Consider the following 11,732-nt stretch of genomic DNA (forward strand, 5'->3'; position numbering starts at 1 on the left):
GCTCGCAGGTCGGTCCGTAAGCTGTGCCTACGGCTGTTCCATGCGCGATTTCCCTTGACGGATGAGGGAGTTGCGTGGCCGTGTCGGCTGACGGGGGTGCTTTCTGCTGTGTCGATGATGCTGCCGGACGAGCTCGAATGGGTTCTCGAGATGCTCGGCTACCGCTGGCCGACGGCAGACGAGGACAAGCTCAAGGAGTGCGCCGCCCTGTGGCGGAAGTTCGGCGACGACGTCACCGAACTGCACACCGCGGCGAACGCCAGCGCCCGCCAGGTGGTCGCCCACAACGCCGGCGAGTCGATCGACGCGTTCACCAAGGTCTACGCCAAGTTCGACGGCGGCGGCTCCGGAGGCTACCTCGCCAACGCCGCCCAGGCCGCCTACATCATCGCGACCGTGCTGGAGGCCTGCGCCTACCTCGTCGAGTTCGCCAAATGGGCGGTGATCGCCCAGCTGATCGCCCTGGCCATCGAGATCGCCGCCGCCCAGGCCGCCGCCCCCTTCACCTTCGGCCTGTCCGAAGTCGGCGCACTGGGCGCCACCCAGGCCACCCGGCTCATCGTGCGCCGCCTGTTCGACGAGCTCAAAGAAGCACTGCTGGAGGCGATCGTCGAGGCGATGAAGGAGCCCGCGATCTCCATGATCGAGGCGATCATCACCGACCTGATCCGCCAGACGGTCAACGTCGGCTTCGGCGCCCAGGAGGGCTACGACCTCGCCACCACCGTCAAGAAGGGCACCGACAGCGCCTGGGACGCCATCAAACAGACCCCGCAGACCCTCGCCGAGGGCGTACGCGACAGCCTGGGCGAGAAAGCCGGCCACCGCGCCCACCACGCCATCGACAGCCGTATCGACGGGCATGAGGCATCGGGAAGCGAGGGCCGAAACGGCTCGAGCGACAGTAACGGGAATTCCGACTCGTCGGGCAGCGACGGGGACTCGGACTCCACCTCGAACAACTCCCCCGACTCCTCCTCCAATTCATCCTCGGATTCGCCCTCGTCCGATTCCTCCTCCGACTCGTCCCCCGCCGGCTCCCACTCCAGCTCCAACGGCTCCGACTCATCCGGACCGGACTCCTCGCCGTCGACGCGTTCGGACAGCGGCCCGAGCACGAACATAGGTGGCGGGATATCCGCCGACACCGGACCCACCCACGTCGGCACCCCGGACCTCGGCAGAGGCCCTGACTCAGACGACTCCGGGCCCGACACCGGGCAGAACCCTTCCACCTCGGACATTCCGACCCCCAGGCATACGACGTCGCTGTCCGACTTCGACGACCCCCAACCCAGCACACCATCGCACAGCACCTCGGACACCACCGCCTCGTCCGGCGCTCCCGGCACGTCCATCCCCGCCGGCACCGGCGGCGGCTCCTCCCCGTCCGGTATCTCCTCACCGACACCGCACACCGCACCCAGCCACGCCTCCCCCAGCGGCACGGCATCCCCAGCGGAAGGCGGCAGCGGCGGCGGAATCGGCACCTCGATCGACAGCCTGGCCGCCAGCGCCCCCACCCACTCCAGCGCCGCACCCACACCGACAACGAGTGATCCGTCCCCCGGCGGATCCGGCGGCCGGCCGGACGGCACGTCGGCCCTGCCGGCCTCGCCCACACCTCCGTCAACAATGGACAGCGGTCCGGCTCCACGCTCCACCGCAGGTGCACCCGGCACCACCTCCTCGACGGCGAGCCCCACCAGCCCGACCCCCAGCGCCACCCCGGCGCGGAACCCTGCCTCCACCACGCCCAGCACGCCCTCACCAACGGGAACCGGACCTGCCTCCACCCCGAACCCCACGTCTCCGACGACGCCCCGGAGCACTCCGGGCCCGACGACGGACGGCCGCGTTTCCGGCACGGCAGACGGCCGGGTATCCGGTGGTGCCGACGGCCGGTCACCCGGTACGAGCGACAGCCGCACGCCCGGCACGACGGACGGCCGCATACCGACCCAGCGCACCTCTGGCACCGCCCCGGACGGCCGTGCTCCGTCCCGCACCACTCCGGACGACCGCACGGCACCCGGCACCACCCCCGGCACCACGCCGGGCGACCGCACCGCACCCCGCAACACGTCGGACACGGCCGACGCGCGCACACCCAGCCGGGGCCAGAACCCGAGTCCGAACCCGGACCCGACCACGAGCCGAAACCCGAGCACGAGCTCGACCCCGAGCACGAGCTCGACCCCGAGCACGAGCTCGACCCCGAACACGAGTCCCAACCGGCCCCCGTCACCGAACCAGAACCCGAGCCAGACCTCCTCCCCCTCGTCCGGCGGTGGTCCGGAGCGGACCTCGACGCCGAGCAACAACACCCCGAACTCCTCGACAGAGCCCGGTTCGGCGTCGCGGCCCGGTCCCACCCAAACCCCCGCTGCCTCCGGCACGCCCGGAACCCAGCCCCAGCCGGGCACTCGTCCCACTCCCCACAGGGGGCCCAACCAGCCCGCAGGCACGGCTCCCGGCACTCCTCCGCACCCGCAGGAGCCGGCATCACAGCACGACAGGTCGAAGTCGCCGGAAACCGGTACGAGCTCCTCCCACGACCCGCAGCACCACCTCGTGACGCCGGTTCCGATCCACACGGTCCCGCACGCCGCCCCCACATCACCGCCGTCACACGCGACGCCACCACCCCCGGGCGCGCCCCACACGCAGCCCGGAGCCTCTCAGCAGCACCCGCACCAGGACAGCCTGAACAACATCCGCAACGACCTGGATCACTATCCGGGAGGCCTGTCCGAGCCCGACCCCGTCGACCAGCAGGCGCTGGTGAACGCGGTGCCGCACAATCCCGACGGCACCCCGCAACGCTTCCCCGACCCCTTCGGCTCCTGGGCCCAACTCCAGAACGACGGCGGCAACACCGTCCCCGGACGCAGCAACAACTGCGCCGACTGCTCCCGCTCCTTCCTGGAGACCTGGTACGGAAACCCTCAGGTCTCAGCCCCCCGCACCCTCGACACCGACGAACACGGCAACCCCGACGTCTGGTCCCCCGAGAACAACGCCAACGCCAACCAGATCCGCTGGGCGGGCGCCTCGCACATCTACGCGGGCACCGGCAGCGACCCCCACACCCCCGCCCGCATCGCGTGGGACCTGCAGCAGGCCGGCCACGGCTCGGCAGCCATCGTCCAGGTCTCCTGGCCCGGCGGCGGCGGTCACGCCTTCAACGCCGTCAACCACCACGGCAACATCATCTGGATCGACACCCAGACCGGACAGGTCAGCCACCAACCCCTCCACATCCCCAACGCGACCGGCGTCTGGCACATCCCCCTGGACCCCAACCGCAACCCCATTCACCCCACCCAGAGCGACAACGACACCACCCACCACGAGTCGGACACACCCCAGCAAGGCACCGACACTTCCGACCAGGGGCCGGACAACTCCTCCCAGGCGAACGAGGACCACAAGACCCCCGAACCGAACCCGTCACACGGGACTCCGGACAACGTCCCCAGCGAAAACCCGGACCACCCGGAATCCACGCCCACTGCGGGCACGCCATCGCTCACCGACACCGACGGCCACACCAAGGACGGACCGCCCCACGCGGACACGCCGAAGTCCGAAGAGCCGTCGAGAGGTCGCGCATCCGACACCGCACATACGCCGGACCCCAACCCACCGCACATCAGCGATGACGGAAGGGATGGAAACGGAAGCGACAGAGACACATCCCAGACGCGGACCGGCGCACCGACGTCGGACAAGGGCACCCGATCCGACGAGACCGACACGCACGGCCCCCATACCAACGGCACGATCTCTGAGCATCAGACACCCTCACCGACCGAGCGCTCCGGTGCCCCTGACAAGCACTCTGTCACGGACGCGGCGACGTCTTCGGCGCCTCATGCGGCACCGAGCGGCCCGATCACCCACGCTCCACCCGCGCCGGCCGGCGCCCATCAGCAGGCACCTGAAGAACCAGCGGCCGGTTCACCAAACTCGGCAGGGAACAGCCACACCGAGCATCACGACCCGGCCGCCGAGTCGCACCACCCCCTCGACGACCCCAGTCGCACCAACCACCCCCGCCTCAGTGAGCCGGAGACCGTCCACTCGACGCATTACGGCATGCTTCCCATGCCCGACCAGCAGAACCTGCGTCAGACGAACGACGTCCGGCAGGTGGGACTGGACCCAGTCCACCAGCAGCTCAACCACTGGCTGGACCCCGTCCCGAACGACGATGGCGACGGCACTCGGATCCCCCTCGTCGACGCCCTGCGCGAGTGCGCTCCCCCGCGCCCCGACGATCCAAACCACACCCCCAGGATTCTGCGGCACGAGGACCTCGCCCGCATACTTCCGGGCTTCGACGACATGCATCCCGGGGAACGCGGCGCGGTGGTCGCCTCACTCGCGCGATTGAGCCTCAACTTCCATGAGTCGCACGCCGTGGGTGCGAGCCCGGAACACACGCCGGGGTATCCCAACCACGCCACAAAAGCCCATGAGAACGCGGGCTGGAACCCAGCGCACCGGCGGGACGACCCGAACGAGTCCGACGACCCCGACGGCTTGGAAAAGGCGATCCGTGAGGCCTTCGGAAAGGCAGGGTTCACCGGGGCGTTGCGAGATTCAGGGGAACACCGCCCCGACTTCACCGGACGAAATTACGCAGCTGTCGAAGTGCACGATCCAGCGAGCGGGCACATCAGCTACGTGGTCGACAGTTCCTATCCCAATCCCGGGGGTGGAGAGAAAGGTAAACATTCAGAGAGGAACATTTTGGACTACCTGGACACCCTAAATGAGGGTCGTCTGGACGGAAAGAAGTACGAACCCCTCAGCATGTACTCGGACCGTGAGCCGTGCGGCCGTGGCCAGGGGTACGCGAACTGCGCGAGGCTCCTTGCGGAGAAAATGCCCGGCGTCGACGTCTACTATGGGACCGGATATCGAAAGCAGGCCGAAGTGGTAGACCCCGACGAATCTCCAAAGGGCGGCTACAAGAAGCGGTTCGACATGGATCTGGCCAAGAACATTGTTGCGCTCGGTAAGATCTGGACACGCGCGATGTCGGAAGGCGGCCTGATGGGCACCGGCGCAGAGTGACACCTGCAGGGAAGAAGGACTCACCGATGGCGATGACACCCGACAGCAGCCCGTATGACGCCGCAAGCCGACTACGCGAATGGGCGAACGACCCCTCTCCCAAGCGCGGCTTCCTCTTCGTCGACGGTCCCGCCGGCTCGGGAAAGAGTGCGCTCCTTCATGACTTCGCCGAGGCCACGCCGGGCACGGCCCTCATCGATGCCACAGGTCTCTCCACCGAGGCGGTCCTGGACCGCGTCATGCGATCCCTCGGTGTCTCCTACGGGGACTACCGGGACGCCTACTTTCTCGTGGACTACATGGAGGAGCAGGAGCCGGCCCACTCCCTCGTCCTCGTTTCCAACACGCAGTGGGCCGGACAGACCCGCTCGACGACCGAGCCCCGGCACACCGCAGAACACCTTGCGGGCAACCTGGGACTGGATTTCAAGAAGACCGGCGTCAGATTCATCATCGAAGTCGACAGCGAAGTCCACGATCTCAGCCCCCGCAACCGCTCCCCCCTCAGGGTCGACCCCCGTCCCACCCCGACCCGCGCACCCTTCGACTCACTCCCGGCCCGGCAGCGCACTGCAATTCTCGCCCTATCGATGGCCGAGCCGCGCAGAATTCGTTTGGAAGAGTGGAGTGCGCTCTGTTCTCTCCTCGGCGCCGAATTCGACCGATCAGAACTGCAGTCGATCGCCGATGAGTCGGAGTACATTTCGATCGACGGCAACAGCGATCTTCCCGTGTCGTTCATCCACGAGTCCGACGCGCAAAAGCTACGGAACACCGGGGTATCCCCCGAGGAGTTCCGCGCCTTCCACAATGCCATTTGCGAGCGTCTGTTTGCAGCCGGCGACGAGGACCCGCTTGGGGACTACCTGGCCCGCGCTCTGCCCGCTCACGCAGCCGTGGCCGGCCGCTTCGAGGAGCTTCTCGCCGTTCCCAGCCTCTTCGTCAAGTGCAATCACACTGCTCTGATCGAGGCACTGCCCGTTGCCTTCCCCGATGGCATCCCCGCCGACTCCTTCGCCGCGGACCTGCACTACCTCGACGCCCTCGGCGTGGCACCCTCCTCGGACGGAGAATGGGTGTCGCTTCTGCATCTCCTGGCGGTGAGCCAGGGCGACGAGGAGCGAGCCAACGCTCTCACAGAGCACGGCGGACCGCTGCCCTGGAAGACCGTGTGGTCCCACTGGCGGGCGCCCGGCCGGCTCCGCGCCAACCCGCCCCGGAGCGTGGCGGTGGACCAGTTGCACGCCGGGCTCGCCCAGTCCACGGTGACCGGCCTCACCAAGGGCGGCGGGCGGCAGCTCTGGGACGCTGCCACGGGGCAACTCCTCGAGGAGGGCAACCGAGGCGACGCCGGCGAGGCGATGCCGGGTGGCACCGCACAGACGGCTGTCTGGCGGGCCGAGCAGTCCTGGAACCTGGCCCGTCTCACACTCGCCGGTGATCCGTCCACAACCCGGCAGGTGCAGGCGCCCACGGTGGGGGACGTGATCTGTGTCGGCGATCTGGTCGTACTGGGCGGGAAGCGTGGCATCTACGCGATCGAGCCCAACCTCCACTACACCAACAGTGCTCCGCTCCCCGCCCTGCCCGCCGTCGGCCCACGCGGAAAGATCACACCGCGCCCCTACGACGAGGCCGCCTGCCGCCCCACCCGGGCCCGGGTGCTTGAGGTCTTCCGCGCCGATACCGTCCCCACTCTGACCGAGGACCAGCTTCCCGCCGGCCTGACACACGAACCGACCCGCCGATTCCTCACCGAGGTCGGCCTCCCCGCGGTCTCCGACTTCTACAGCCTCAACCTCCACGACCTCCTCGTGACCGGCCTGGCGGAGCAGCGGTGGGAAGGCGCCAGAGACTTCGGAACGCCCGTCGGTGACGGCCCGTTCTACGAATTGGGCACCTGGATCGGCGGCGTCCTCGTCCTCGACGGACCCACCGGCCGCGTACTGCGTCAGACACGGCCGGGCGCCGTCGACGACAGCAGTCCCGGCGAACCCCTGGCAGGTTCCTCCCTCGCCTCGTTCGTCGCCATGGTGTGCCTGCAACGGGAGTACATGCTCGCCTACCGCACGTCCGGTGGGCTCGACGGCGAGGATCTGCTCGTCGAACTCACCGCATGGCTCTCCGTCCTCGACCCGGCCGCCGCGGCAACGCAGAACTGGGGACATGTCCTGGACGAGGAGAATTTCTACTATCTGTAAGTCCGTACCAAAAGGGCACCTCCATGTGACTTTGCACTCGGGGGCGCTCAGCACACGCGGATGACGAGACGGGACCGGCAACGAAGAGACCAGCAGGGAGCCAGGTTGCCAGAACTCGCGGGAGTCCCACCCGAGCCGGCCCTGGACCGCGCACTGTGGTGGATCGACAGGCCACGTGACAGCAGTGCCTGGTTGTGGCTCGTCGGCAAGGAGGGGGCCGGCAAGACCGAACTGCTGCGGGAGATCGCAGAGCGGCAGGTCGACGCTGAAGCCGACCTGCGGTCGTGGCTCGCTCGCATCGATCCGGACGCCTACGCCGCCCAGTGCCGGCAACGCGTATTCGAGGACTACGACTTTGCTGATCGCCAGTGAACCGGCTGGACAACAGACTGACGCGGGCACAAAGGGAAGGCCGCGCGCAGGAGATGAACCCTCACCGTACGGCGGCGGCCGTACGGTGAGGGAAACGGGGCGCGATCGGCACCTAAGATCGACGGCGCAGGCGAAGGCGTCCGTGATGGCGGAGGACGGGGACCCATGACCGGCTCGACCGAGGACTACGCACCGCACCCCCAGATAGGCGGCCGGACCGCCGCGTTGCGCGCGCTCGCCGCATGGCGTGGTGCTGCGCCTGGCACACCCCGCGTCGTCGTGCTCACCGGCAGCTCCGGCAGCGGGCGTACGCGGCTGCTCACCGGGTTCCTGATGCTGTGCGAGCCGGACTTCCGCAAACGGCTGCCGTTGGACGAGATGGATCCGTCGACGGTGCCGCCCGAGCTGCCGGCCCCGGCGGTACCGGCCCCCGACGGGCTGACCGCGGCCCAGGTCCTGTGGTTGCTCGCCGACCACTTCGAGCTGAACGCCACCAGCACCGAGGACGTGTACGCCGGGCTGGCCGCCCTCGACGAGCCGGTGACCGTCGTCGTACCCGATGTCGACCGCGCCGGTCCGGTACGCGCCACGGGCGAGCCCGCACGGCTGGTCCGGGAGGTCCTCGCTCCGCTGGCCGCCACCGAGACGGTACGGCTCCTGGCCGAGGTGCCGCGCCCGTTGGCCGCCGAGCTGGCCGCGGGGTTGCCGCCAGGCGTCGTGCGGATCATCGATCTCGACGAGCCGGAGTGGGCCGACCCCGAGGGCCTGGTGCGGCACGCCCAGGCGGCGCTGAACCCCGACTTCGGGGCGCCGGAACTGCCGTTCACCGTCGATCCCGCCGCCCGCCTTGCCCTGGCGGCGGCCGTCGGTCGCCGCGCCGGGACCAGTCCACTGGTCGTCCAACTCGCCGTCAACTGCGCCCTGATGGCCCCCGGGAACTTCGACCCGACCGATGAGAGCCAGTTGCCGACGTCCGTCGGCGAGGCCCTCGACCTGCACGCCGCACGGCTCGGCGCCGACCCGCGGGCCCTGCGGCTCATGCTGGCACCGCTCGCCCTGGCCGAGGCCGACGGCATTCCGGTCCATCTGTGGGCGCGGCTGGCGAGCGCGGTCGCCGGGCAGGACATGAGCCAGGCACTCGCGGGCGGGATGCTGCTCGCCGCGCCGTTCGTGCAGCCGGAGGAACAAGAAGGGGACGGCGGGCGTACGCTGCTCCGGCTGCTGCACCCGGCCATCGGTGACGAGATCCGCGCCGGCCTGCCGAACGTCCGCGCCGCCCAGTCCCAGATCGCGATGGCACTGCTGGAGGCCGTGCCCGAACAGGACTGGAGCAAGGCCGACCCCTACGTGCGCGACCACATCGCAGGTCACACCCTGGAAGCGGGCCTGCTGCCCCAACTCCTCACTGACCCAGGGCTGTTCGTGCACGCCGACCCGGTACCGCTGCGCGCCGCCATCGAGGCCGTTCCTGTGGAGGCACTCGGTGCGCCGGCCCGTACGTACCTGCGTACAGCCCCCCTGCTGACCCGAACCCAGGCCCCTGCCGCGCTGCGCGCCGCCCTGCTGGAGACCGCGTTCGTCGAGGACGGCCTGGCCGAGTTCGCCGACGCCCTGCACCGGCTCGGCTTCGAGCTGCCCTGGCGGACCCTGTGGAGCCTGCCGGTCGCCGGTGTGAGTGCCGTGACCGTCGGCACCCTCCCGAGTCCGGACGGGCCGGCCACTGCTGTCGCCGTCCTCGTCGTACCCCCGGGCACGCCCGGGGCGCGCCCGATCGGAGATCCCGAGGAGGCGGGCAGTTCCGCGATGCTCGTCCGCGGCCTCGTACAACCGGATGACCTCGGCGGCACCGATCCCGCACAGATCCTGCGCCCGTCCGAGGAAGAGCGCACCGCCGCCCCGCTCGCGCTGAGCCGAGGCGCCGACTATCTGCGCGTCTGGGACAGGGCGAGGGAGGAGGTCGTGGCCGCGTTGATCTCCGACACGCCTTTCACCGCCGCCGACCTCTCCCCGGACGGAATCCTCCTCGTGGCCACCGAGCGGGGGGCGAAGGCCCTGCGCATCCACCCGGCCGACGCGACGCTAGCCTCGTAACCACACCGCGTCCCCACCCGTAGCCACACCCCGTCCTCACCCGTGGGACCAGCCATCTCGAAGGAGCCTCCCCTTGACCAGCCAGGAGCAGGCGGCGGTACAGGGCGCCAGCGCGCCAGAAGGTGCCCGTCCGGTCACCGGCCCGGGCAACACCGCCGTCTTCACCTACGTCGATCCGGCGAGCGGCGAGGAGACCACCCTCTTCCGCAACTCGGGCCCGGGCCTGCCGCCCGCCGAGTACCAGTGCTGGGCCGAGCTGCGGCGGATGAACGTGCCCGTCGACAATGTCGTCGCCGTCCACACCGACCTGCGTCCCAGCCTGCTCCCGGGCGGCTACACGGCCGAACTCCTCAATTCCTTCCCGAACGCCCAGCTCTCCTGCTCGCAGACCTACGGAGCCCGGCCCGAGGAGCGCGAGGAGGGCGTCGCGGCGCTGGTCGAGCAGGTCGAGACGCTGCACCGAGTGGCCGGCCAGCAGCCGCCGCCCCGCCCGCACCGCCTCCCGGTTCCCGCCCGGGTCGCGCCCGCGGAGCCGATGCGTGACGCGGCCCTCGGCCACCATCTCGTGGAGGTCTTCGGCCAGGAGGGCGTACGGCGCTACGACGCCGACGACGTCGCCGACAGCGCCCTGCCCGACGCCACCAAGTCGACGCTCACCTGGGCGGGACTCCCCGCCGACCTTCCCTTCTTCTTCACCGCGGACCGGCCCGGCGCCGCTCCGGCCGGCGGCCTGTTCACCGACGTCGCCACGAACCTGCGCGACCGCCGCAGCCCTGCGGGCGAGGAGAAGATCGGCGCTCTGGCCCACCTGGCCCGGATCGGCTTCGACGGCGTCGCGGTCATCGCGGTGCAGTGCGTGCCCGGGACGACGGAGCCGGACGGCCTCGGCGCCCTGTGGGCCGTGGACCCGGTCACGGCCGAGGCCCGCTACGTGAACGTCTCGGCGGCCGCCTTCGCCCGTTCCCTGGCGCTGCTGGCCACCGTACGGCAGCGGATGCGGGGCCTTGACCCGGTCGCGGCGGGCGCGGAGGTGGCGGCCCTGCAGGAGCAGCTGGTGGCCGTCGACGCGTCCGCGCTGGCCAACCCCGACACCTGGTGGTCGCTGATCGTCGAGCAGATGTGGCACGCATTGTTCTGATCGGCCTCTGGAGATCCCCGCCGAGAGAACTGAGAGAACCGAGAGAACAAGGAGAGCACCCGTGACATCGGACAGCCCGGCACCGCCGACCTCCGCCGAACAGGCCCTCGACATCGTCCGCAGCCGGTACGCCCAGCCCAAGCTGCCGGACGGCACGCCCGCCCAGCTGCGTGTCGAGGAATTCGACATCGGATACCTGGTGTACGCCGAATTCCCGCCGGTCACCGACGACGCCGACCGGCCTCAGCCCGCTCCGCCCGGCGGCAGCAAGATCGTCGTCTCCAAGGAGACCGGCGAGACGGTCACCGTCCCCAACTTCCCGAACCCGGCGGCCATCGATCTGTACCGCAGACAGCGCCAGTGATCGGTACGGGATCAGTACAGCGAGAAGCCGCCGCTGTGCCGCCCCTGGCTCTTCCTCCTCGACTGCGAGCCCTCGGCTGCCGAGCCCCTCGGCTCGGACTGCCCCGAGGACGGGTCACCGCTCGTCAGCGGCTCCCCGTGCCTGATCTGTTCGCGCTCCTCCTCGGAGAGCGACTCCCACTGACCGCGCAGGGACCCCAGGCCCCCGCCCAGGGCGCGCGCCACGGCGGGGTCGTCCAGGGCGTCGCGCAGGGCGAGCCGACCGGAGAGCAACCGCTTCGCCGCGTCCTGCATGTCCTTGCCGACGTTGTCGCTCTCGGACAGCTTGCGCAGGGCGGAGTTCAGCGATCGAATCTGCTCCGGTTCGAGTGCCTCGTCCAGCACCCCGCGGTCCTGCGAAGAGCCGTAGGGGGTCGATGAGTTCTCGGGGTTCCTGGCCATGTCCGCTTCTCCTCGCTGCCCTCGTTCCTCGGACACCCGAA

Annotated in this window: 7 protein-coding genes; 6 read left to right on the plus strand and 1 reads right to left on the minus strand. The window is 69.8% G+C overall.

Going from position 1 to position 11,732, the window contains the following annotated elements:
* Positions 1 to 114: 114 nt before the first annotated feature.
* From ACIRC0_RS34150 to ACIRC0_RS34175, 6 genes are all read left to right on the plus strand, one after another.
* Positions 115 to 5,085: a toxin glutamine deamidase domain-containing protein gene (locus ACIRC0_RS34150; protein ID WP_403624226.1), complete on the plus strand. Its 4,971-nt coding sequence runs from the start codon at positions 115 to 117 to the stop codon at positions 5,083 to 5,085.
* A gap of 26 nt (positions 5,086 to 5,111) precedes the next feature.
* Positions 5,112 to 7,286, plus strand: a complete 2,175-nt coding sequence (locus ACIRC0_RS34155; protein WP_403624229.1) for an SUKH-4 family immunity protein — start codon at positions 5,112 to 5,114, stop codon at positions 7,284 to 7,286.
* Positions 7,287 to 7,391: 105 nt separating this feature from the next.
* Positions 7,392 to 7,658, plus strand: a complete 267-nt coding sequence (locus ACIRC0_RS34160) for a hypothetical protein (protein WP_403624232.1) — start codon at positions 7,392 to 7,394, stop codon at positions 7,656 to 7,658.
* Between the two features lie 165 nt (positions 7,659 to 7,823).
* Positions 7,824 to 9,749 (plus strand): ATP-binding protein, encoded by a 1,926-nt coding sequence (locus tag ACIRC0_RS34165; protein WP_403624235.1) that lies wholly within the window; start codon positions 7,824 to 7,826, stop codon positions 9,747 to 9,749.
* 73 nt (positions 9,750 to 9,822) lie between these two features.
* The gene (locus ACIRC0_RS34170; protein WP_403624238.1) at positions 9,823 to 10,887 is read left to right on the plus strand and encodes an SUKH-4 family immunity protein; all 1,065 of its coding nucleotides are present in this window, start codon (positions 9,823 to 9,825) and stop codon (positions 10,885 to 10,887) included.
* A 61-nt stretch (positions 10,888 to 10,948) separates the two neighbouring features.
* Positions 10,949 to 11,251: a hypothetical protein gene (locus ACIRC0_RS34175; protein ID WP_403624241.1), complete on the plus strand. Its 303-nt coding sequence runs from the start codon at positions 10,949 to 10,951 to the stop codon at positions 11,249 to 11,251.
* A gap of 11 nt (positions 11,252 to 11,262) precedes the next feature.
* Here ACIRC0_RS34175 and ACIRC0_RS34180 read toward each other — a convergent pair whose 3' ends face one another.
* Positions 11,263 to 11,691: a hypothetical protein gene (locus ACIRC0_RS34180; protein WP_403624243.1), complete on the minus strand. Its 429-nt coding sequence runs from the start codon at positions 11,689 to 11,691 to the stop codon at positions 11,263 to 11,265.
* Positions 11,692 to 11,732: the final 41 nt, after the last annotated feature.

Origin of the sequence: Streptomyces sp. NPDC093984 (assembly GCF_044764595.1) — a bacterium.
In the GTDB taxonomy this organism is placed as follows: domain Bacteria; phylum Actinomycetota; class Actinomycetes; order Streptomycetales; family Streptomycetaceae; genus Streptomyces; species Streptomyces cynarae.